Annotated in this window: 1 protein-coding gene; it reads left to right on the top strand. The window is 65.2% G+C overall.

Annotation, left to right across the window (positions count from 1 at the left end; genetic code table 11):
- The first annotated feature begins 69 nt into the window (after nt 1–69).
- Nucleotides 70–26,841, top strand: a complete 26,772-nt coding sequence (locus tag CH251_RS22095) for a non-ribosomal peptide synthetase (RefSeq protein ID WP_094615092.1) — start codon at nt 70–72, stop codon at nt 26,839–26,841.
- The last annotated feature ends 56 nt before the right edge of the window (nt 26,842–26,897 follow it).

The following is a 26,897-nucleotide window of genomic DNA, read 5'->3' as shown; positions in this document are numbered from 1 at the left end:
GAGGGCTCCGAGTCGAACGACTCGACGTCGGCCTTCGTCGCCGTGACCGTGCCGCCGAAGGGCAAGTGAATGCGCGCAGCAACTACCGGTGGATCTCAGACACCCCCGACCGGTCCAGGCTTCGAGAACGGCTTTCCGCTGTCGTCCGCTCAGCGAGGCATGTGGTTCGCTCAACAACTCGCTCCTGATGTTCCGGTCTGCATCGCCCAGTACGTGGATCTGCGAGGCAGCCTCGACATAGCCGTGCTGCAGGAAGCGTCGGCGCAGGCCGGACACGAGTTCCAGTCTGCCTACCTCAGGCTGGCAGAGGTCAACGGCGAAGCCGTTCAGATCGTCGACCACTCGATCGACCAGTCGGTGCACTATCTGGATCTGCGCGGTGAAGACGACGCAATGACGTCGGCCCTGCAGTGGATCGACGAGAACTACGTTCAACCGGTCGACATGGAGAACGATCCGCTCGTCGAGAGTTGGATCATTCAGGTCGAGGACGAGCGCAACCTCTGGTACAGCAAGATCCACCACGTCGCACTCGACGGCTACGGTGCCATGACTCTCGTCAATCGAACCGCAGCCCTGTACACAGCGGCCGTCGAACACGTCGAGCCTGCCCCCAACAAGGCGGCCGAGCTCCGCCGACTCTACGAGCTCGATCAGGAATACCGGACGTCGTCCCGCTTCGAGTCCGACAAGGAGTACTGGACGGCTCGTGCCGCGGACATCCACGACGGAGCTTCCCTGTCCAACACTGCCGGTCGTACGATCGCCGCCAGCAAACTCCGCAGCGTGGCTCTGCCCGAGGATGTCGTCACCGAGCTCGAGGCGTCCGACGCGACCAAGGGGGGAACCGCAGCAGCGGTGTTCATCGCCGCCTTCGGCTGCTACCTCTCGCGCATGACCGGGCGCGAGGATGTCTCGGTCAACATCCCGGTGTCCGCGCGCACCACCGCACTGCTTCGCCGATCCGGTGGAATGCTCGTCAACGTCGCACCCATTCCGATCCACGTGCCCCAGGACGCGACCGTAGGCGAGCTGGTGCAGCAGGTGCAGCTCGAATTGATGGGAGCCCTGCGCCACCAGCGCTTCAGCATCGAGGACATTCGGCGCGAGCTGGCTGCTTCGGGTAGCGACAAGCAGCTTTCCGGCCCGATGGTCAACATGATGCTGTTCCATCAGCAGATCAACCTCGGTTCGATCGTCGGCGAGTTCAACATCGTGACTTCGGGCCCCGTCGAAGACCTCCTGGTCAACGTGTATCAGAGCGGTTCTCCGGCCAGGACGTACGTCGATTTCAGGGCCAACCCCAACCGGTACGACGACGACGATCTCACCGCACACCACTCGAGCTTCGTCGACATGGTGGAATCCTTCATCGCGGCCGGACCCGATGTCGCCGTTGTCGACGTACATCCGGACAGCGCGCGCGAAGGCCAACGCCGGCGTCGCGCCGCAGCCCAGCTCGCCTACTGGACCGATCGGCTCGCCGATGCCCCCGATCTCCTCGACCTTCCGACCGACCGATCGCGCCCCTCGCGCATCGGTCACGTTCGCGCATCCCATGAAGTGACCATCGGATCCCAATCGTGGTCCGGGGTGGCTCGATTGGCGGCCGAACGTTCCACGACTCCGTTCGTGGTCTTCGAATCCGCTCTCGCCGCGTTGCTTTCGCGACTCGCGAACACCGACGACGTGTCGATCGCCGTGCCGGCGGGTGACGGCAACACCGTGGTGCTCCGGACCCGACCCGACGTTCGGCACTCGTTCGCCGAGTTCGTCGATGCATCCGGAGCCGACTTCGATGCTGCGATGGCGCACGGTGACACGTCGTTCGAAGACATCGTCGCGGCCCTCGGTCTGCCGAGCTCGGAATCGCACAGCCCGCTTGCTCAGGTAGCGCTCCGGTTCGGTCCGTCCGCACTGCCGCGTGCCGGGATCGGCATGGATCTGGTCGTCACCGTCGACGAGTCCGACACTCTCTCGGTCGTTTTCGACTACGCCACAGAACTGTTCGATGCCGCGAGCATGGCTCAGCTCGCCCGTCGCCTCGTACGCATGCTCGACACTCTCACCAGCGAACCGGATCTGCTGATCGGCGATGTGGACCTGCTGTCCACCGCCGAGCGCGCTCGCCTGGCTCCGGTTCGTGGTCCGCGGTCTGTGGTGGGTGTGGTGTTGCCGGAGTTGTTGGCTGGTGCTGTGGGTGTTGCTGGTGTCGGTGGTGTTGCGGTGGTGTCGGGGTCGCGGTCTGTTTCGTATGGTGAGTTGGATGCGGCGTCGTCGCGGTTGGCGCGGATGTTGATGTCGTGTGGGGTGGGTCCGGGGTCGTTCGTGGCGTTGGCGTTGTCGCGGTCGGTGGAGTCTGTGGTGGCGGTGTGGGCGGTGGCGAAGGCCGGTGGTGCGTTCTTGCCGGTGGATCCGAATTATCCGGTGGATCGGATCGAGCACATGTTGGTCGATTCGGGTGCTGTGGTGGGTGTGACGTTGGGTGCCGATGTGGGTGTGTTGTCGGGTGTGGGTGGGGTTTCGTGGGTGGTGCTCGATGATGCCGATGTGGTGGCGGATCTGGCGTTTCGGTCGTCTGCTCCGGTGTTGGATGCCGAGCGTTCGGGTGTGTTGCGGCTCGATGATGCGGCGTATCTGATTTACACGTCGGGTTCGACGGGTGTGCCCAAGGGTGTGGTGGTCACTCATCGTGGTGTGGGGAACTTGGCTGCCGAGGAGCGGGTTCGGTTCGGTGTGGGGCCGTCGTCGCGGGTGTTGGCGTTTGCGTCGCCGAGTTTCGATGCCTCGATTCTCGAGTTCGTGTTGGCGTTCTCGGGTGGGGCGACGATGGTGATTGCGCCGCCGTTGGTGTTCGGTGGGGTGGAGTTGGCGTCGTTGTTGGCCGCCGAGCGGGTCTCTCATGCGTTCGTCACGCCTGCGGCGTTGGCGTCGGTGGATCCGGTGGGGTTGGATTCGGTCGAGGTGGTGGTGACCGGTGGTGATGTGTGTGCGCCGGAGTTGGTGGCGCGGTGGGCGCCGGGTCGGCGGATGTTCAATGCGTACGGTCCGACGGAGGCGACGATTTTCTCGTCGATTTCGTCGGCGTTGGTGGTGGGGGAGTCGGTCGATATCGGTTCGCCGACGATCGGTTTCGCGGAGGTGGTGTTGGATTCGCGGTTGAATCCGGTGCCGGTGGGTGTGGTGGGTGAGTTGTATCTGGCGGGTCCGGCGTTGGCTCGTGGGTATCACGCGCGGTTGGGTTTGACGGCGGAGCGGTTCGTGGCCAATCCGTTCGGTGGTGCGGGTTCGCGGATGTATCGCACCGGTGATGTGGTGCGGTGGAATGCGTCGGGTGCGTTGGAGTATGTGGGGCGTAGCGATTTTCAGGTGAAGGTGCGTGGTTTCCGGATCGAGTTGGGTGAGATCGATTCGGTGTTGGCGGCGGTGCCGGGTGTCGATTTCGTGGTCACCATCGGACGCGAGTCTGCTGCCGGGGCAACGGTGTTGGTGTCGTATGTGTTGCCGGTGGCCGGTGCCGAGGTCGGGGCGGATGTGTTGCGTGAGCATGCCGGTTCTGTGTTGCCTGCGCATATGGTGCCGTCGGCGTTCGTGATGTTGGAGTCCATTCCTCTGACTCCGGCAGGCAAACTCGACCGAAACGCACTCCCAGAACCCGAACTCGGTTCGCAGGGTGCATTCGCAGCCGCGGAAACGGAATACGAGGCCGCAGTGGCGACCGTGTTCTGTGACGTGTTGGAGATCGATCGTGTCGGCGTCACCGACAGCTTCTTCGATCTCGGCGGAAACTCCCTCGTGGCAACGCGTTTGGTCGCGCGGGTCAATTCGGCTCTCGGCACCGATCTGAAGGTGCTGGATCTGTTCGAGGCGTCGACGGTCCGGACTCTGGCCGAACGCGCCGAAGCCAAGGGCGCGTCGTTGCATCGCCGTCCGGCACTCGTCCCCGTCGATCGGCCCGATTCGATCCCGCTGTCTCTCGCGCAGCAGCGGATGTGGTTCATCAACCAGTTCGATGTGTCCTCGCCCGCGTACAACATCCCGCTCACCGTGCACCTGACCGGTCGCCTGGACGTCGGTGCGATGGCTGCTGCCGTCGGCGACGTTCTGTCCCGGCACGAGTCGCTCCGCACGGTGTTCCCGACCGTGGGTGATCTTCCGAACCAGGTCATTGCACCGGTCGAGGACGTCACCGGATCGAAGCTGCCCTTCGGCGTGGTAGACGTCGACGCCGGTTCGGTCGATGCGCTCGTCCGTGATGCTGCGACAACAGGATTCGACGTCACGGTCGATCTTCCCTTCCGCGCGGTGCTGTACCGGACCGGCTCGGAGAGCTACGTGCTCTCCATCGTCGTCCACCACATTGCCGCGGACGGTGCGTCGATGGCACCGCTGGCCCGAGACGTGATGGTCGCCTACGGCGCCCGATCCGCCGGTTCGGCTCCGACGTGGGAGCCACTCGCCGTCCAGTACGCGGACTTCGCGCTGTGGCAGCACGCTGTTCTCGGCGACGAGAGCGACTCCACCTCGGTGGCGGCGCGGCAGATCGAATTCTGGCAGTCTGCCTTGGCAGACCTGCCGGACGTCTTGCCGATGCCGCTCGACCGCCCGCGTCCCACCCGGCAGTCGATGCGCGGCAGTGTCACCCCGTTCACGATCCCCGCCGATGTCGCCGCTCGGTTGAGTTCGGTTGCCGCCGAACAGGACTCGACGCTGTTCATGGTCGTTCATTCAGCGCTGGCATTACTGCTCGCGCGTCTGAGCGGCACCGAGGACATCGCTATCGGTACGCCGATCGCCGGTCGAGGAGACGCGGCCCTCGACGACCTCGTGGGCATGTTCGTCGGGACACTCGTCCTGCGAACACAGGTCGAGCCTCGAGCGAGCTTCACCGAACTGCTCGCCGATACGCGCAGATCCGACCTCGCCGCCTTCGACAACACCGACATCCCGTTCGAGCGCCTGGTCGATGTACTCGATCCGGTGCGGTCGACCGACCACTCGCCGCTGTTCCAGGTTCTCCTCGAGTTCCAGAACAATGCAGCCGTCACGTTGGAGCTGCCCGATCTCACCGTTCGATTCGAGGAGATCAGCACCGACACAGCCAAATTCGATCTACAGCTGCGCGTGGATCAGGAGCCCGTCGACCCGTCCGGTGCACTGTCGGCTTCGTTCACCTACGCCACAGATCTGTTCGATCCCGAAACCATCGACCGGTTCGTCGATCGCTTCCTGCGGATCGTGTCGACCATCGGAACGTCGACCGATGTACGCACCGGCGACATCGACATCCTGTCCGCCGCGGAGCGCGAACTCGTCCTGTTCGAGTGGAACGACACCGCACGTCTGATCGAACCTCCGGTCCACCAACAGATTCCGGTCGGCGGCGTCGAGATGACGCTCAGCAGCCTCTTCGATCGACAGGTGCAGCGCAGTCCGTACTCGACCGCGCTCGTGTTCGAGGACGAGCACATCACCTATCTCGAACTGGACGAACGTGCGAATCAGCTCGCGCGGCACCTCATCTCGCTCGGTGTGACACCCGAATCCCATGTCGGCCTGGCGATCCGACGGTCGATCGACCTTCTCGTCGGTATGTACGCGATCGTCAAGGCCGGTGGTGCCTACGTGCCGATCGACCCGGATCATCCCGTCGAGCGCTCGTCCTACGTCCTCTCCAGCGCCCAGCCCGTGTGCATCCTCACCACGAGCCGCGACTGGATCAACATCCCGGTCGCAACTCCGGTGCTCGCCGTCGATCTTCTCGACGTGTCCGATCGCGACCACTCCTCGATCACCGATTCGGACCGACTCGGACGACTGCACGGCTCGAACACCGCATACGTGATCTACACCTCCGGTTCGACCGGTCGGCCCAAGGGTGTCGCAGTCACGCACTCGGCCATCGTCAACCGGTTGCTGTGGATGCAGCACGAGTACCACCTCGAGCCTGCGGACACCGTTCTGCAGAAGACTCCGGCCACGTTCGATGTCTCGGTGTGGGAGTTCTTCTGGCCCCTGCAGGTCGGTGCCAAGCTCGTCGTGGCCGAACCCGACGGACACCGCGATCCCGTGTACCTGTCCCGCATCATCGCGGACGAGCACATCACCACGGCGCACTTCGTACCGTCGATGCTCGCGGTGTTCGCAGCAGGAGCACGGGCTGCGGAATGTGTCTCCCTTCGACTGGTCTTCTGCAGCGGCGAGGCGCTTCCGCCTGCCACCGCGGCGCAGTTCGCGCAGTTCTCACTGGCTGAACTGCACAACCTCTACGGTCCGACCGAAGCGGCCGTCGACGTCAGCTACTACCACGTGACCGGGCGCGAGGCCGTCTCGATCCCCATCGGCGCACCGGTGTGGAACACGCGTCTGTACGTGCTCGACGCCTCGTTGCGACCGGCTCCGATCGGTGCACCCGGCGAGCTGTATCTCGCCGGGGTCCAACTCGCTCGCGGGTACGTAGGTCGTGGCGACCTCACCTCGGATCGCTTCGTCGCGGATCCGTTCGGTGAGCCGGGCGAGAGGCTTTATCGCACAGGCGATCTGGTGCGCTGGCGCGCCGACGGCGAGCTCGAGTACATCGGCCGCACGGACTTCCAGGTCAAGCTGCGCGGCCTGCGCATCGAACTGCCCGAGATCGAGGCGGTTCTCCTTCGGTCCGAGTCCGTCGCACAGGCGATCGCACTGGTGCACAAGGACCCGAACACCGGTGAGACCCTCGTGGCCTACGTGGTCGGTGTGCCCGGCCGCGCCGTCGACCCCGCACATCTGACGGCCGAGGCCGCGCGCCGCCTCCCGGGGTACATGGTGCCCTCACACGTGGTGGTACTCGACTCGCTCCCGGTCAACGCCAGCGGCAAGCTCGACCGCAAGGCATTGCCTGCGCCCGAGTTCACCGTCGCTGCGTCGGAGTTCTTCGGGCCCGAGAACCCGGTCGAAGAGATCGTCGCCGGTGTCTTCGGTGATCTGCTCGGTATCGCTCAGGTCAGCGTCACATCGAGCTTCTTCGAGATCGGCGGAAACTCGCTGATCGCGATGCGGTTGGTCGCGCGAATCAATGCGGCACTCGGAACCGACATCGGGATCAGGGATCTGTTCGACGCCCCCACCGTGCGAGCTCTGTCGGCGGGAATCGAACTCGGCGAGCACGACACTGCAGCCGCTCCTCGACTGGTCCCGCAGGAGCGACCGGATGTGGTGCCGCTGTCGCTGGCGCAGCAACGCATGTGGTTCATCAATCAGTACGACACCGAGTCGGCTGCCTACAACGTCGCGTTCGCCATGCGGCTGAGCGGCGTGCTCGATGTCGACGCGATGCACTCGGCCATCGGTGACGTGTTGAGCCGGCACGAGTCGCTGCGCACGATGTTCCCGCTGACCGACGACGCTCCGGTGCAGTCGATCCTCGACGTTGCATCGGCACTGCCGGATCTGACTCCGATTCTCGCGAACGACGAGCGTCACGTCCTCGATCTGATCGCCGACGTCGCAGGCTCGGGCTTCGACGTGGTGGCCGATGTTCCGCTTCGAGTCCGACTGGTTCGGGTGCGCGAGAACGAGCACGTGCTCGTGATGGTGGTGCACCACATCTCCTCCGACGGGTTCTCGAGCGCCCCTCTGGCCCGCGACTTGATGGTGTCCTACAGTGCCCGCGCCGCAGGGCACGCACCGAGCCAGGAACCGTTGCCGGTGCAGTACGCCGACTACGCGCTGTGGCAGCGCCGGTACCTCGGCGCGGAGTCCGATCCCGACTCGTTGATGGCCAAGCAGCTCACCTACTGGGTCGACACACTGTCCGGCAGCCCCGAGGTGCTGACGTTGCCGACCGATCGCCCACGTCCCGCGGTGGCATCCCTGCGTGGCGACAGCGTCACGTTCGAGATCGACGCCGCAGTTCATGCTCGCCTCGCTACTGTTGCCGCCGAGCACAATTCGAGCTCGTTCATGATCGTGCACGCGGCTCTGGCCGTCCTTCTGGCCCGACTCTCGGGTACCGAGGACATCTCGGTCGGAACGCCGATCTCGGGCCGAGGCGACGCTGCACTCGACGAACTCGTCGGCATGTTCGTCAACACCCTCGTTCTGCGCACCCAGGTTCCCGGTTCGATGCGGTTCGAGGACCTGCTCTCGGACGTTCGCTCCGTCGACCTGACCGCGTTCACGCATTCGGATGTTCCGTTCGAGCGGGTGGTCGACGCGGTCGATCCCGCTAGGTCGACTGCCCATGCACCGTTGTTCCAGGTGATGCTCGAGTTCCAGCAGACCGACCGACCGACGGTGACCTTGCCCGGTCTGTCGATCGAGAGCATCGAGCTACCCAACGACATTTCCAACTTCGACCTGCAGTTGACCATCTCGGAGGAATTCGACAGGTCCGGCTCACCTGCCGGAATAGAAGCCGGATTCCGTTACGCCACAGAACTGTTCGATGCCGACACCGTCCGAGTTCTCGCCGATCGCCTGGTACGAATCCTCGACGCCGTGACGGCCATGCCGTCCATCCGAGTCGGTGACATCGAGATTCTGTCTGCCAACGAGTACGACTCGCTGGCTCCGGTTCGTGGTCCGCGGTCTGTGGTGGGTGTGGTGTTGCCGGAGTTGTTGGCTGGTGCTGTGGGTGTTGCTGGTGTCGGTGGTGTTGCGGTGGTGTCGGGGTCGCGGTCTGTTTCGTATGGTGAGTTGGATGCGGCGTCGTCGCGGTTGGCGCGGATGTTGATGTCGTGTGGGGTGGGTCCGGGGTCGTTCGTGGCGTTGGCGTTGTCGCGGTCGGTGGAGTCTGTGGTGGCGGTGTGGGCGGTGGCGAAGGCCGGTGGTGCGTTCTTGCCGGTGGATCCGAATTATCCGGTGGATCGGATCGAGCACATGTTGGTCGATTCGGGTGCTGTGGTGGGTGTGACGTTGGGTGCCGATGTGGGTGTGTTGTCGGGTGTGGGTGGGGTTTCGTGGGTGGTGCTCGATGATGCCGATGTGGTGGCGGATCTGGCGTTTCGGTCGTCTGCTCCGGTGTTGGATGCCGAGCGTTCGGGTGTGTTGCGGCTCGATGATGCGGCGTATCTGATTTACACGTCGGGTTCGACGGGTGTGCCCAAGGGTGTGGTGGTCACTCATCGTGGTGTGGGGAACTTGGCTGCCGAGGAGCGGGTTCGGTTCGGTGTGGGGCCGTCGTCGCGGGTGTTGGCGTTTGCGTCGCCGAGTTTCGATGCCTCGATTCTCGAGTTCGTGTTGGCGTTCTCGGGTGGGGCGACGATGGTGATTGCGCCGCCGTTGGTGTTCGGTGGGGTGGAGTTGGCGTCGTTGTTGGCCGCCGAGCGGGTCTCTCATGCGTTCGTCACGCCTGCGGCGTTGGCGTCGGTGGATCCGGTGGGGTTGGATTCGGTCGAGGTGGTGGTGACCGGTGGTGATGTGTGTGCGCCGGAGTTGGTGGCGCGGTGGGCGCCGGGTCGGCGGATGTTCAATGCGTACGGTCCGACGGAGGCGACGATTTTCTCGTCGATTTCGTCGGCGTTGGTGGTGGGGGAGTCGGTCGATATCGGTTCGCCGACGATCGGTTTCGCGGAGGTGGTGTTGGATTCGCGGTTGAATCCGGTGCCGGTGGGTGTGGTGGGTGAGTTGTATCTGGCGGGTCCGGCGTTGGCTCGTGGGTATCACGCGCGGTTGGGTTTGACGGCGGAGCGGTTCGTGGCCAATCCGTTCGGTGGTGCGGGTTCGCGGATGTATCGCACCGGTGATGTGGTGCGGTGGAATGCGTCGGGTGCGTTGGAGTATGTGGGGCGTAGCGATTTTCAGGTGAAGGTGCGTGGTTTCCGGATCGAGTTGGGTGAGATCGATTCGGTGTTGGCGGCGGTGCCGGGTGTCGATTTCGTGGTCACCATCGGACGCGAGTCTGCCGCCGGGGCAACGGTGTTGGTGTCGTATGTGTTGCCGGTGGCCGGTGCCGAGGTCGGGGCGGATGTGTTGCGTGAGCATGCCGGTTCGGTGTTGCCTGCGCATATGGTGCCGTCGGCGTTCGTGATGTTGGAGTCGATTCCTCTGACTCCGGCAGGCAAACTCGACCGAAACGCACTCCCAGAACCGGATTGGTCCGCTCAGGTCACGGCCGGTCGCGATGCGGACAACGCGGTCGAGAAGACGTTGGCGGGATTGTTCGCCGAGGTTCTTCGACTGGACCGCGTCGGCGTCGACGATTCGTTCTTCGCTCTCGGCGGCGACAGCATCATGTCGATCCAGCTGGTCTCGCGCGCCAAGGCGGCCGGACTCTCTCTGTCGCCGCGAGATGTGTTCGAGCACAAGACCGTTGCAGCGCTCGCCGAGGTGGTCGCGTCCGGAGACGGCAGTGCACCTCTCGTGCTCGAGGAGTTGCCCGGTGGCGGTGTCGGTGACGTACCGCTGACTCCGATCGTGGCCTGGATGCTCGATCGGACGGCAGTCCTCGACAAGCACACGCAGACGGCGGTTCTCACCCTTCCGGTCGATATCGAGCTCGATGTGCTCGAGGCCACCGTCGAAACGGTCCTCGATCACCACGACATGCTCCGCGGCGTACTGCACCGGGGTGAGCACCCCACGATGGAGGTCCTTCCCGCCGGATCGATCGCGGCGAACTCGGTCGTGCACCGCGTGGCATCGACGACCGTTCGGGGAGAAGGGTTCTCGAAGCAGGCCACGGCCGAGGCAGAAGCAGCAGTCGGCCGGTTGGCACCGGATTCCGGTGTGATGATCCAGATGGTGTGGTTCGACGCCGGCTCCGAGGGGAGTCGTCTGCTCGTCGTCGCGCACCACCTGGTCATCGACGGTGTGTCCTGGCGAATCCTGGTTCCGGACCTCGCGTCCGCCTGGGCCCAGATCATCGGCGGAAACACTCCCGAGCTGGCTCCGGTCGGCACCTCCGTGCGTCGTTGGTCGCACGGGTTGCGTGAAGTCACCGCCACCCGCGGCGACGAACTGGCGATCTGGCGCGACGTTCTCGCACAACCGGATCCACTCATCGGATCACGCGCACTCGATCGCGAGATCGACGTGTACCGCACGGTGGACAAGGTCGAGATGACGCTCTCCACCGACGTCACCGAGGGCCTACTGACCGCACTGCCCGACGCATTCCACGGCAGCGTCAACGACGGCCTGCTCGCCGCCCTCGCGCTCGCCACGGCAGTATGGCGACGTGGTCGGGGAGTGACCGTGGACGACGCGCTGATCTCGCTGGAGGGTCACGGCCGCGAGGACCACGTGGTACCCGGTGCCGATCTCGGCAGGACCATCGGTTGGTTCACCACGATCTACCCGCTCAGGCTGACCCTCGCCGATCTGGACCTGGACGACGCACTCGCAGGCGGTCCCGACGCAGCGCGATTGATCAAGTCGGTCAAGGAGCAGTTGCTGGCCGTCCCCGATCACGGCATCGGTTACGGCATGCTCCGTTACCTGGACGATGACGGTGCCGCAGCTCTGCGCGACTTCCCGGCTCCCCAGGTCAGTTTCAACTACCTCGGGCGCTACAGCACCGATGTTCCGGACGAGCTTCGCGGACACGGCTGGCTGCCGGTCGACGACTCCGGTGTCGGCGATTCGCAGGACCAGGATCTTCCGGTCGCAGCCGTGCTCGACATCAATGCCGTCACCACCGCGACGCCGACCGGCCCGCGGCTCGAGGCAACGTTCGCTTTCCCCACCGGAGTGCTCGACGCCGACGAGGTCACCGAACTGGCGGAGCTGTGGCGTCAGGCCCTCACCGCACTGACACAGCTCGCCCAGCGACCGGGGGCCGGTGGCTTCACGCCGTCAGACCTCGATCTGGTGCGCCTCGATCAGAGTTCCATCGACGACCTCGAGCGGGTCTATCCCACGCTGGACGACATCTGGTCCATGACGCCCCTGCAGGCCGGATTGCTGTTCCACGCCGAGCTGTCGGATCAGTCCGTCGATGCCTACATCGTCCAACTCGTGTTGGAGCTGCGCGGAAGCGTCGACGAGGCGCGGTTCCGGCGTGCTGCTCGGGCGCTCCTGCGTAGACACGCGAACCTGCGGACTGCTTTCGTGCACAACAACGACGGCGAGTCCATCCAGATCGTCCACCACGATGTGGACGCTCCCTGGTCGACGATCGACCTGACCGGACTGGACGCCGACGCTCGAGCTGTCGAGCTCGATCGCATCGAACACGACGACCGGGCCACCCGGTTCAACATGGCGCAGGCACCTCTGTTGCGCTTCATGCTGATCACGGTGGCACCGGGCGAGTGGCGTCTGGTGATGACCAACCATCACATCCTGCTCGACGGTTGGTCCACGCCTCTGCTGCTCAAGGACCTGCTGACGCTCTACGTGGTCGACGGCGACGAAACTGTGCTCCCGCGGGTTCCCGCCTACCGCGACTACCTGTCGTGGCTGGCCAAGCGCGATCGCTCGTCGGCACTGGATGCGTGGACCAACGCGCTCGCAGGCTTGTCCGAGCCGACCCTGTTGACGCCGGTGGAGAGCCGACGCCAGGAATCGACGTTGGCCGGCCGCTCGCTGGTCTCGCTCGATGTGGAGCAGACGGACCGCCTGCGCAGCGTCGCTCGTGCGCGTGGCGTGACGATGAACTCCATGGTGCAGGCGTCGTGGGCCCTGGTACTCGGCACCCTGACCGGACGCTCCGACGTCGTGTTCGGCGCCACCGTGTCCGGACGCCCGCCGGAGGTCTCCGACATCGAGTCGATGATCGGTCTGTTCATCAACACTCTGCCGGTGCGGATCGTGCTCGATCCGTCGGAGACTCTCGGTGAGTACCTCGAGCGGGTGCAGGCCGAACAGGCCGCTCTGCTCGATCACCACTACCTGGGCCTCACCGACATTCAGCGAGCAGTGGGACCGGCCGTCGCCTTCGACACCCTGACGGTGTTCGAGTCGTACCCGATGGACCGCGCGGGATTGTCGGCGGAAACCGACCTCGCCGGAATGCAGGTGCACGACGTGCACGACGGCAGCGACACAGCGCAGTATCCGCTGACCTTGGTCGCCATGGTCGACGACCGGCTGCACATCGAGGCGAAGTACTTGCCGGAGCTGTTCGAGCACAGCGTCGTTGCGGCGACGGTCGACAGGATCGTGCGGGTTCTCGACGCCATCGCCACCGACACCGGTCGCCGTGTCGGAGCACTGTCGTTGCTGTCGGAGGAAGAACTGCGCCGTCTGGCACCGATTCGGGGACAGGCATCGTCGGATTCTCGACTGCTTCCCGATATCCTCACCGACGCCGCTGCATCGAACCTGCACGGCACCGCTCTGTGGAGCGACGGTCGCACCGTCGACTATGCCGAACTCGACGCGCAATCGTCGGCTCTTGCAAGAACATTGATCGCGCGCGGTGCCGGCCCGGAAACCGTCGTTGCTCTGGCTCTGCCGCGGTCCGTCGAATCGGTACTCGGTATCTGGGCAGTCGCCAAGACCGGGGCGGCATTCCTGCCGATCGATCCGAGCTACCCGCGCGATCGCGTCGAACACATGCTCGTCGACTCGAATGCGTCGATCGGCCTGACCCTGTCCGAGCACGTGGCCGCGGTCGCGGACCTCGGCTCTGCTCGGTGGACCGTGCTCGACCACGACGACACGCGCGCCGAACTCGCCGATCACTCGACCGCGCCGATTCTCGACGGCGACCGTATTCGCCCGATACACATCGATCAGGTCGCGTACCTGATCTACACCTCGGGCTCGACGGGTGTGCCCAAGGGCGTCACCGTCACCCACCGCGGGCTGGCGAATCTGGCCGAGGAGGAGCGGACTCGTTTCGAGGTGACCCCGAACGCCAGGGTTCTCGCATTCGCGTCCCCGAGCTTCGATGCCTCGATCCTCGAACTGCTCATGGTGTTCTCCGGTGCCGGGACCATGGTCATCGCGCCGACCTCGGTCTACGGCGGCATCGAGTTGGCCGAACTGCTCGCGGCACAGCGCGTCACGCATGCGTTCGTCACGCCCGCCGCACTGGCATCGGTGGATCCGGACGGCCTGACCGAGTTGGCCGTGGTCGCCACCGGTGGCGATGTGTGCCCGCCCGAGCTCGTGGCCCGCTGGGCACCGGGCCGTCGAATGTTCAACGCGTACGGTCCGACCGAGGCGACGATCTTCTCGTCCATCAGCGATCGACTGCAGGTCGATTCCGCCATCGACATCGGTGCGCCGACAATCGGTTTCAGCGAGGTCGTTCTCGACGCGCGGCTGCATCCCGTCCCGGTCGGGGTTGTAGGCGAGCTCTATCTCGCCGGGCCGGCACTGGCACGTGGCTACCACGACCGATCCGGTCTGACCGCAGACCGTTTCGTCGCGAATCCGTTCGGGGAGAACGGTGCCAGGATGTACCGCACCGGCGACGTGGTGCGTTGGACCGAGTCCGGAACGCTCGAATACGTCGGGCGCAGCGACTTCCAGGTCAAGGTGCGTGGTTTCCGCATCGAATTGGGCGAGATCGACGCTGTACTGACCGACGATCCGACGGTCGAGTTCGCGACCACTGTGGGTGTCGACGGCCCGACGGGCAACACGATTCTGGTCGCCTACGTTCTGCCGAGGCCCGGTGAACAGGTCGATGCGGCAGCTCTGCGCACTCATGTGTCGAATTCGCTACCGACACATATGATCCCGACGGCCTTCGTGGCGCTCGAATCGATTCCGTTGACACCGGCAGGCAAGCTGGACCGCAACGCCCTGCCTGCGCCCGATCTTCATCTCGGGGGCGACTCGCGCGCACCGCGCAACGATACCGAGCAGGTCATTGCCGACATCTTCGGCGAGGTACTGGGGATCGACAGCGTCGGAATCGATTCGAGCTTCTTCGACCTGGGTGGGGACTCGCTCAGTGCCACCAGACTCACCGCGCGAGTCAATTCCGCCCTGGACACCACGATCAGCGTGCGCGCATTGTTCGAGGCCCCCACCGTCGAGTCGCTAGCGGTGCGGGTGCACAGCAATCCGGCCGGCAATCTGCGCCGTCCCGCACTCGTGGCGAAGCCGCGACCGGATTCGATTCCGTTGTCGCTCGCACAGCAACGGATGTGGTTCATCAATCAGTTCGACGTCGATTCTGCGGCCTACAACATCCCGCTTGCGGTGAGGCTCACGGGTCGACTCGACATCGCCGCGATGAGTGCGGCAGTCGAGGACGTCCTCGAACGTCACGAGTCACTGCGCACGGTGTTCCCCACCCACGGGGAACGCCCCGAGCAGAAGATCCTCGACGTGCAGACGGTGAGAACCGACCTCGCCGTCGTCGATCTGGACGCCGACGAGATCGTGTCGGCCATCTCCGCCGCTGCCGCAACAGGATTCGACGTCTCGACCGATCTACCGTTCCGCGCGGTGCTGTACCGGCTGGCAGCGGACGAGTTCGTACTCTCGATCGTCGTGCACCACATCGCCGCCGACGGCGCGTCCATGGCACCCTTGGCGCGAGATGTCATGGTCGCCTACGGTTCTCGCGTAGCGACCGGTGCCCCGATGTGGGCACCGCTCGACGTTCAGTACGCGGACTTCGCGATCTGGCAACGCACCGTCCTCGGCGACGAGTCCGATCCCGCGTCCCTTGCCGCGCAGCAGTTGGATTTCTGGAAGACCGCCCTGGCGGATCTTCCCGACGTGCTGCCGTTGCCGCTCGATCACCCGCGGCCCACTCGGCAGTCCATGCGCGGCAACAGCGTTCGATTCGAGATCGAACGAGCAACCCATGCCGGACTGGTCGAGATCGCACGCGCCAACGAGGCGACCGTCTTCATGGCCGTGCACGCGGCATGGTCGATTCTGATGGCACGCATCAGCGGCACCGAGGACATCGCTGTCGGAACGCCGATCGCCGGTCGAGGCGACGCCGCGCTCGACGACCTGATCGGCATGTTCGTCGGCACCCTGGTTCTGCGCACTCAGGTGGCACCGGGTCTCTCGTTCACCGATCTGCTCCAGGCCACACGCACAGCAGATCTGGCTGCGTTCGAGAACACCGATGTTCCGTTCGAGCGACTTGTCGACGTTCTCGACCCCGCACGTTCGACCGATCGTTCGCCGCTGTTCCAGGTACTCGTCGAATTCCAGAACAACACCTCGGCCGCACTCGAACTGCCGGAGCTCACGGTCGAGGCCGTCGACATCGACGCGCACGTCGCGAAATTCGACCTGCAGCTGACCGTCGCCGAACAGTTCGACGAATCCGGTGCGCCGGCCGGGATGACCGCCGCGATCACGTACGCGACAGACCTGTTCGAGGAATCGTCGGTCGAGGAGTTCTCGGCACGATTCGGCGCTGTGCTCTCCGCCGTGACAACCGATCCCGAGCGCGCCGTCGGCGACATCGACCTCCTGCTCCCGGGCGAGCTCGACGCCATGACGGGTGAGTGGAACCACGCGGGTCTCGTGGCATCCGACGCGACGTTGGCCGATCGATTCGCCACCGCTGCAGCGCGATTCCCCGACTCGCGTGCGGTCGTCTTCGGCGATCACTCGCTGACCTACGCCGAATTGGACGACCGGTCGAGCCGACTCGCACGGCTTCTCGTCCAGCGCGGTGTGACCTCGGAATCGCTCGTGGCGGTCGCGATGCCGCGCAACGAGGAGCTGATCGTCGCTCTGCTCGCGGTGATCAAGTCCGGCGGCGGCTACCTTCCCATCGACGTGTCCTATCCAGCGGATCGGCTTGCGTTCATGCTCGAGGACGCTTCGCCCATCTGTGTGATTTCCACGGTTGCCGACAGTGCGGCAGTGCCTGCCTCGGATCTCGACGTCCTCGAGATCGATTCGCCCGAGCTCATCGGCGAACTCGACGCCATGTCGGGTGCCCCGCTGACCGATGCGGACCGTTCGGGTGGCACCAGTGCCGATTCGATCGCGTACGTCATCTACACCTCGGGCAGTACCGGTCGCCCCAAGGGCGTGCAGATCGCGCACCGCAACGTGGCGACGCTCTTCGCGAACACCGCTGATCTCTTCGATTTCGACGATCACGACGTCTGGACGATGTTCCACTCGTATGCGTTCGACTTCTCGGTGTGGGAGCTGTGGGGACCGCTGCTGCACGGCGGAACGCTCGTCGTCGTCGACTACTACACCGCACGCTCGCCGGAGCTGTTCCGCGAGTTGCTGGTACGCGAGAAGGTCACGGTGCTCAACCAGACACCGACGGCGTTCTACCAGTTCGCGGAAGCGGATCGAGTTGCCACCGGAAACCTCGCCGGAACCGCGGACGCCGATCTCTCGCTGCGCTACGTGATCTTCGGCGGCGAGGCACTCGACCTCGGTCAGTTGGCTCGCTGGTACGCCCGACACGACGAAGCTGCTCCGACCCTGGTCAACATGTACGGCATCACCGAGACGACCGTCCACGTGAGCCACCTGGCCCTGACCGAAGAGTTCGCCGCCTCTGCCTCGGCCAGCGTCATCGGCCAGGCAATTCCGGCGCTGCACGTCGCTGTTCTCGACACCCGTCTCAATCCGGTTCCGCCGGGCGTGACCGGTGAAATGTACGTCTCGGGGGCACAGCTCTCTCGCGGCTATCTCGGCCGGGCCGGGCTGTCGGCCACCCGATTCGTCGCCGATCCGTCCGGAGACCCCGGTGCCCGGATGTACCGCACCGGCGACACTGCGCGGTGGAATCGTGACGGAGCGCTGGAATACCTGGGCCGCAGTGACATGCAGGTGCAGTTGCACGGCTTCCGTATCGAGCTCGGCGAGATCGAGAGTGCTCTGCTGGCCTACGACGGTGTCGCGGCCTCCGTGGTCTCGGTCCGCGACGACGGGTCAGGAGATCGCCTGATCGGATATGTCGTCGCCGAGGCGGGTCGAACCCTCGACCACTCCGCCGTTCTGGATTTCGTCGGGCACTCGCTGACGTCCTACATGGTTCCGGCTGCGCTGATCGTGCTGGACGAGCTGCCGCTCACTGCCAACGGAAAGCTCGATCGCCGTGCACTGCCGGCTCCGGACTTCTCGGCCAACGTAACCGAAAGCCGTTTGCCGGCAACCGAAGTCGAGTCGATCCTCGCCGGATTGTTCGCCGACGTGCTCGGCCTCGACACCGTCGGCGTCGACGACTCGTTCTTCGCACTCGGCGGCGACAGCATCATGTCCATCCAGCTGGTCTCACGGGCCAAGGCGGCCGGTCTGGTCCTGGCTCCGCGCGACATCTTCGAGCGCAAGACCGTCGCGGCGCTGGCCGAGGTCGTCGTTCTCGGGGGCGACGCAGTCGTACTGGAAGAGCTCGACGGTGGGGGAGTCGGCTCGCTGCCTCTGACACCCGTCGTTCGCTGGATGTTGGACCGCAGCACCGACTTCGGTCGCTACACCCAGACTGCCCTCCTTCAGCTTCCGGTCGGCATCGAGAGCGAGACGCTCGAGCGCACCGTCCAGGCCGTGCTCGATCGTCACGACATGCTCCGGTCGAGGCTGTTCCAGGATGCCGACGGCATCTGGCACGAGGAAGTATCGCCGATCGGCACGGTGTCCGCCGCGTCGGTCGTTCACGCGGTCTCGGTCGACTCCGTGGACGGTGCAGCATTCTCTTCCTGCGCCGCAACAGAACTCGACGCTGCAGCAGATCGATTGGTTCCCGCCGACGGGGTCATGGTGCAGATGGTGTGGTTCCAGGGCCCGAACGGGTCCGGCCGACTGCTCGTCGTCGCGCATCACCTCGTGATCGACGGCGTGTCGTGGCGCATCCTCGTCCCGGATCTCGCGACGGCGTGGAGCCAGATCATCGCGGGCGACGAGCCTGCGCTCGCACCGATCGGCACATCGATGCGGCGGTGGTCCACCGGGTTGACCGAGGTCACCGCGAGCCGCGCCGACGAGGTCGAGCTGTGGCAGCGCATTCTGAGCGGTGCCGATCCGACGATCGGTTCGCGACCACTGGACAAGCGCATCGACGTCGACGCCACCGTGCAGCGCATCCGCACATCACTGCCCGTCGAGGTGACCGAGCGCCTGCTGACAACGGTGCCGAACGTCTTCCGCGGCAGCGTCAACGACGGCCTCCTGGCCGGGTTGGCGCTGGCACTGACGGCGTGGCGTCGCGAACGGGGAGCCGCTGTCCGCAGCGCGCTGATCACGCTCGAAGGCCACGGCCGTGAAGACGCCGTTGTTCCCGGAGCCGATCTCGGCAGAACCGTCGGCTGGTTCACCACGATCTTCCCGGTGCGACTCGACCTCGGTTCGGTCGATATCGCCGACGCATTGTCGGGTGGACACTCCGCCGGTGCACTGATCAAGGCGGTCAAGGAACAGCTGCTCGAGATCCCGGACCACGGAATCGGCTACGGCATGTTGCGGTACCTCGATTCCGCTGGAACCGAGGCGCTTTCGGGCTTCGCCGCGCCGCAGGTCAGCTTCAACTACCTCGGGCGATTCTCGACCGGATCCACCGAAGGCATGGCCGACGTGGGCTGGATTCCGGTCGCCGATGCCGAACTGGGCGACGCACAGAATCCGGACATGCCCGTGCCGGCTGCGCTGGACATCAACGCCGTCACCACCTCGACACCCGACGGTCCGCAGCTCGACGCCACCTTCGCGTTCCCGGCAGGCATCCTCGATGCCCACGAGGTCGGTCGGTTGATCGAACTGTGGACGCAGGCACTGACCGCCATCACCGAGCACGCCTCGGTCGAGGGTGCAGGCGGCTTGACCCCGTCCGACCTGGAGCTGGTGGACATCGATCAGCGATCCATCGAGGTGCTCGAGAAGCAGTTCCCCGACCTCGACGACGTGTGGTCGATGTCGCCGCTGCAGGCCGGGTTGCTCTTCCATGCGCGCCTCGCCGGCGAGGTGGGCAGCGACAGTGCAGGCATCGACGCCTACATGGTGCAGCTCGGTCTCGAGCTACGCGGCGTCGTCGATGCCGAGCGGATGCACTCTGCCGTGAACAAACTCGTCTCTCGCCATCCGAACTTGCGAGCAGCGTTCGTGCACAACAGCACCGGCGAATCTCTGCAGATCGTTCAGAGCTCGGTGACGGTTCCCTGGTCCGAGGTCGATCTGCGCGGTGAGGCCGACGTCGACGCTGCACTCGAGGCCGTCCTCGCAGCCGATCGCAGTGTGCGGTTCGAGATGGACTCTGCGCCGCTGCTTCGATTCACGCTGATCACCCTCGCCGACGATCACTGGCGACTGCTGCTGACCAACCACCACATCCTGCTCGACGGCTGGTCGACGCCGCTGGTCGTCAAGGAACTGATCACGCTCTACGTCACCGAGTCCGACGATTCGATGCTGCCGCGGGTGCCCGCGTACCGGGACTACCTCGCGTGGATGCGGCAACGCGACGTCGCCATCTCCACTGCGCAGTGGGTCAGCGCGATGGCGGGTGTCGAGGAGCCGACACTGCTGGTCACCGGTGATCGGGGTCGACAGCTGTCCACCGTGTCGAGCGAGACAGAGCGGTCGTTGTCGATCGAGACCACAGCGGCACTGCGCGATTTCGCGGCGCGCCGCGGTTCCACTCTGAACACCCTCGTTCAGACCGCGTGGGGCATCGTGCTCGCCACTCTGACCGGACGCGAGGACGTCGTCTTCGGTGCCACAGTGTCGGGTCGGCCGCCCGAGGTCCCTGGTATCGAAGGCATGATCGGGCTCTTCATCAACACGCTGCCCGTTCGGGTCACGCTCGATCGGGCCGAGACTCTGGGCGCTCTGGTCGATCGCGTGCAGGCCGAACAGGCGGCCCTGCTGGATCACCATTACCTCGGTCTGACCGACATCCAGCGCGCAGCCGGTGCCGGCGTCGCATTCGACACACTCACTGTGTTCGAGTCGTACCCGGTCGATCGCGCCGGAGCCTCTGCGGCAACGGATTTCGCAGGTATGCAGGTGACGGACATCCTCGGAACCGACGCCGCGCACTACCCGCTCACCCTGGTGTCGTCGGTCGACGAGCGCTTGAACCTCAAGGCCAAGTACCTGCCCGAACTGTTCGAGATCGAGGACGTACACGCGATCGTCGATCGAGTCGAGCGCGTACTCGATGCGGTGCTGACCGACGAGCAGCAGCCGCTGGCTCGGCTCAGCCTGCTCGCCGAGACCGAATTCGGTTCGCTGGCTCCAGTATTCGGACTCGAAGGCCGATCGACTCGGTTGCTGCCGGAGATCTTCTCCGACGCAGCTGCCGTCGACCCGGATGCCGTCGCGGTGCGCAGCGTCGACGGCGAGTTGACCTACCGTGACCTGGATCGACAGTCGAACCGGCTCGCGCGCATTCTGCTCGGTCACGGTGTGCGAACCGAGACGTTCGTCGCTCTCGGGATCGCACGATCCATCGAGTCGGTGCTGACCGTCTGGGCCGTCGCCAAGTCCGGTGCCGCGTTCGTACCGGTCGATCCGAACTACCCGGCCGATCGCATCGAGCACATGCTGGCCGACTCCGGCGCAACTTTCGGTGTCACCACCCGCACTCACCTCGACGATCTGCCGTCGACCGTGCCGTGGATCGTCCTGGACGACCTCGCCACCGACGGTCCGAACGCGGTGAGCGACGAGCCGATCGCCGACGACGAACGCCACGGGCGCGTCACCCTGTCGAGTGCCGCGTACACGATCTACACGTCGGGTTCGACGGGTGTTCCGAAGGGGGTCGTGGTCACCCACTCCGGCCTCGACAACTTCGCGACCGAGCAGCGCGAGCGCTACCGGGTCACGAAGGACTCACGCACACTTCATGTTTCGTCGCCCAGCTTCGACGCGTCCGTGCTCGAGTACCTGCTCGCGTTCGGCGTCGGAGCCACGATGGTGATCGTTCCGCCCACGGTGTACGGCGGAGCCGAGCTGGCGTCGTTGTTGGCCGAGGAATCGGTCACGCACGGCTTCATCACCCCGTCCGCCCTCGCCTCGGTCGATCCTGCCGGGCTCGACACGTTCGCCGACGTCGTCGTCGGCGGCGAGGCCGTCCCCGCCGAGTTGGTCACCAAGTGGGCTCCGGGCCGCAACCTGTTCAACGGGTACGGACCGACCGAGGCCACCATCATGTCCAACATCAGTGCACCGATGGTTGCCGGCGAGCCGGTGTCGATCGGTGGACCGGTGCGGGGTGTGTACGAGGTGGTTCTGGACTCGCGACTGCAGCCGGTTCCCGTCGGGGTGGCGGGGGAGCTGTATCTCGCAGGCGTCGGATTGGCCCGCGGCTACCACGATCGCATGGGGTTGACGGCCGAACGATTCGTCGCCGATCCGTTCGGCGTTCCCGGTGACCGCATGTACCGCACCGGAGATGTGGTGCGCTGGTCGCCGGATCTGACCATCGAGTACGTCGGTCGCAGCGACTCTCAGGTGAAGGTCCGCGGCTTCCGCATCGAACTCGGTGAGATCGACGCCGCGCTGTCCACACATCCGTCGGTCGACTTCGCGGCGACATTCGGAACTCCCGGGCCCACAGGTGCCACTGTTCTCGTGGCGTACGTTCGCCTGACGGGGGACAACCCGGCGGAGACGGTCGATACCTTCGACACGGCGGTTCTGCGCGATCATCTCGCCGCCTTGCTGCCGTCGCATATGGTGCCCAGCGCCATCGTCGTGCTCGAGTCGATCCCGCTCACTCCGGTGGGCAAGCTCGACCGTGCTGCACTTCCGATACCGGAGTTCGGCACGGCCACGTCGTACCGCGAGCCGAGCACGCCTGCCGAGCTGACGGTCGCGTCGGTCTTCGCCGAGATCCTCGAGGTGGATCGAGTAGGTGCCGACGACGGCTTCTTCGAGCTCGGTGGCGACTCGCTCAGCGCAACTCGAGTGATCGCTCGCGTCAACGCCGAATTCGGTACTTCGATCGGTGTGCGGACCATCTTCGAGACCCCGACGGTGTCGGGATTGGCACACGCAGTCGGCTCTGCCGACACTCGCACGCAGCGGCCCGCTCTCGTTGCGACGGCGCGCCCGGAGCACATTCCGCTCTCGCTCGCTCAGCAGCGGATGTGGTTCATCAACCAGTTCGACACCACGTCGGCGGCGTACAACGTGCCGTTGGTCGTCAAACTGACCGGACGGCTCGACACCGCTGCGCTGGCCGACGCGGTCGTCGATGTTCTGGGGCGCCACGAGTCTCTGCGCACGACCTTCCCCGACGGCCCGGAGTTCCCGGTGCAGCTCGTGCACCCGGCTGCCGAGGTGGCGCCTGCGATCGAATCCGAACGGATCGATGCCGCTGTTCTGACCGATCGCGTGGCTCAGTTGGCCGGTCGAGGATTCGACGTCACCAACGAGATCCCGGTGCACGTCGAGCTGTTCGAGGTGCTCGACGCCGGCGTCGACGCGTCGGAGGATCCCGTCTTCGTACTCGCCATGGTCGTGCACCACATCGCCGCCGACGGCGCGTCGATGGCACCTCTCGCTCGCGATGTCGTGCTCGCGTACTCGGCGCGTAGTGCAGGCACGGCACCGAACTGGCAGCCGCTGCCCGTCCAGTACGCCGACTACACGATCTGGCAGCGTTCGCTGCTCGGAGACGAGCAGGACGCGTCGAGTGTGGCAGCGGCTCAGCTCGAGCACTGGTCCACCGCGCTCGCGGGTCTTCCCGATCTGTTGCCGTTGCCGACGGACCGGCCGAGGCCGACCACCCAGGACTTCCGCGGTGGCCGTGTTCGCTTCACGGTCGATGCCGACATCCATCGGGCGCTCGCCGACATCACCCGCGAGCAGAACGTCAGCATGTTCATGGTTCTGCACGCCGCGTTCGCGGTCGTTCTGGCTCGTCTGAGCGGCACCGACGACATCGCGATCACCACCCCGGTGGCCGGGCGCGGTGACGCGGCGCTCGACGACCTCGTGGGTATGTTCGTCAACACGCTCGTGCTGCGCAGCCGAGTGGACGAGTCCGCGACGTTCGACGATCTACTGAACCAGGTCAAGGCACACGATCTCGACGCGTTCGATCACACCGAAATGCCCTTCGAGAGAATCGTCGAGGTTCTCAATCCCACTCGTTCGACGGCATACGCTCCGCTGTCACAGGTCGCGCTGTCGTTCCAGAACAACGAGAAGGCCTCGCTCGAGCTTCCGGAGCTACGCGTCGAGGGCTTCGACTTCGACGTTCCGGTAGCCAAGCAGGATCTTCAGTTGCTGCTGTCCGAGACCTTCGACGAGGAGGGGCGTCCGTCCGGCTTCGAGGCCGCATTCGACTACGCCACATCGCTGTTCGACGCGGCCAGCGTCGAGGCCATCGCGGCGAGACTGATTCGAGTGCTCGATGCCATCGGACGCGACCGACACGCGGTGGTCGGAGACATCGAAATTCTGGGCACCGACGAGCAGCGCGCGTTGGTACCGGCGCGAGGAAACGCGGACGCGGCAATCCGGACATGGCCGGAGTTGCTCGCGGCGGCGGTCGCGCTCGACCCGTACGCCGTCGCCGTCACCTACCGAGGCATCAGCCTGTCCTACGCCGATCTCGACAGCTGGTCGAACCGGATCGCTCGGATGCTGATCGATTACGGCGTCGGTCCCGAGACGTTCGTCGCGTTGGCGCTGCCTCGATCGATCGAGTCGGTGCTGTCGGTGTGGGCCGTGGCCAAGACCGGTGCCGCATTCCTACCCGTCGATCCGAGCTACCCGGCGGACCGAATCGCGCACATGCTCGAAGATTCCCATGCCGCAATGGGTCTGACCGACATCGACAGCAGGGAATCGCTGCCCGACACCGTCCCGTGGCTGGTTCTGGACGATCCAGAAACGTCTGCGGAGTTGTCTCGCTACCCGGCAGACGCGGTGACCGATGTAGAGCGCACGGCGACCCTGCACATCGACCACCCCGCGTACCTGATCTACACCTCGGGTTCGACGGGGCGCCCCAAGGGCGTTGCAGTGCGGCACCGTGGCTTGGCCAACCTCCAGGCCGAGGTGCTCGAGCGGTTCCGTCCCACTCGGGATTCGCGTGTTTCGCACATCGCGTCGCCGAGTTTCGACGCATCGATCTACGAGCTGACGATGGCGTTCGGCGTCGCTGCCACGGTCGTGATCGTGCCGCCGGGAGTCTTCGGCGGCGGCGACTTGGCCGACCTGCTCGAATCCGAACACGTCACGCATGCGTTCCTGACGCCCGCGGCGCTGTCGTCGATCGACGAGACACGTCTTGGCAGTGTTCGGGTCCTCGCCGTCGGAGGTGAGGCCTGCACTCCGGAGTTGGTGGCGAAGTGGGCACCGGGCCGCAAGATGTTCAACGGCTACGGTCCGACCGAAACCACCATCCAGGCAAGTGTCGGTGGACCGTTGGTGCCCGGTGGCACAGTGGACGTCGGCAGGCCTGGAACCGGATTCCGGTTCGTGGTGCTCGACGCACGACTGCGGCCGGTTCCGGCCGGAGTGTCGGGCGAGCTCTACATCGCCGGTCCCGGCACCGCCCGCGGATACCTCGGTCGTTTCGGTCTGACATCCGAGCGCTTCGTCGCCGATCCCTTCGGCACTCCGGGCGATCGGATGTACCGAACCGGCGACGTCGTGCGCTGGGGAAGTGCTGGGGCCGTCGAGTTCGTCGGACGCAGCGACTTCCAGGTCAAGGTGCGCGGTTTCCGCATCGAACTCGGCGAGATCGACTCCGCTCTCACCGAGCACGACCAGGTCGGGTTCGCCGCCACGATCGGTCACACGGCGGCGTCCGGTGACACCGTTCTCGTGTCCTACGTTCTTGCGGCCGAGGGCGAATCCGTCGACACCGAGGCACTTCGCGATCGCGTGGCCAAGGTGCTCCCGCGGCATATGGTTCCGTCGGCGATCATCGAGCTCGACGACATCCCGCTCACTCCGGTGGGCAAGCTCGATCGACGGGCACTGCCGGTACCCGAGCTGACCGTGTCGACAACTCCGTACCGGGCACCTACCACCGATGTCGAAGCTGCGATTGCCGATGCGTTCGCTCAGGTTCTCGGGGTCGAACGGGTCGGCATGGACGACAACTTCTTCGAGCTGGGCGGAACGTCGCTGGTGGCCACCAAGATCGTGCCTGCCATCGAGAACGCCATCGGAGTTCGGGTCCCGCTGCAAGCACTGTTCGTCGATCCGACTCCGGCCGGGTTGGCCGCGCGGGTCGCAGCGGATGCCGACGCCGGCGGCGCGGACCTCGATTCGGTGTTCGGAGTCGTGATTCCGCTGCGCGGTAGCGGATCCAGGGCCCCGTTGTTCTGCGTCCACCCGGGAATCGGATTGTCCTGGGGATACGCGGGTCTCGTCTCGCACCTGAGCGACGACCGTCCCGTGTACGGCCTGCAGCTGCCGAGCATCGTGGAAGGGTCGAGCTTCGGATCCATTCGCGATCTCGCACACCGTTACGCCGACGAGATTCGCGCCGTCCAGCCGGTCGGTCCGTACCACCTTCTCGGGTGGTCGCTCGGTGGCTCGCTCGCTCATGCGATAGCGGTGGAACTGCGCAGCACCGGCAGCGACGTCGCCACCCTCGCTCTCCTGGACAGCTACGTCGACGGACACGACGGCGACCCGGCCGAGGGAGCGTTGAGCGTCGAGAATCTGCTCGCAGGATTGGGGCTCGACCTGACGGCTCAGCCGTCGGCGGAGCCGCTGACCTACGAACGGGGCGTCGAACTACTCGACGAGTCGTTGGGGCAGACGACCGGCATCTCTGCCGATCACCTCCGTCGTATCAATGCGGGATTCGAGAACTCGACTCGAATAATGGCCGAGTTCATCCCGGACGTGTTCGACGGAGATGTTTTGTTCTTCTCCGCAACGAAGGGTGCGAGCGATGGAATTGTTCGATCCCCGCAGGAATGGCGGCCGTATGTCACAGGAGATATCGTCATCCACGATGTCGACGTTTTCCACAACGAGATGACCAATGCGGATGCTGCCAGCGTGATCGGGCCGGTCGTCGATTCTCATCTCGGAAATACACCCGAATAACAATTGGTGTGTTCTTCACGTCGAAGAGCGCATCTGCGAATACCATCGGCTTTCGA

The organism is Rhodococcus sp. 06-462-5 (assembly GCF_002258315.1).
Lineage (GTDB): Bacteria > Actinomycetota > Actinomycetes > Mycobacteriales > Mycobacteriaceae > Rhodococcoides.
The sequence above is the reverse complement of the archived record's forward strand: the minus strand, read 5'-3'. Positions and strand labels throughout refer to the sequence as shown.

Excerpts from the sequence above, each read along its gene's own strand:
- CH251_RS22095 (WP_094615092.1), top strand. The coding sequence starts at position 70 with ATGCGCGCAGCAACTACCGGTGGATCTCAGACACCCCCGACCGGTCCA.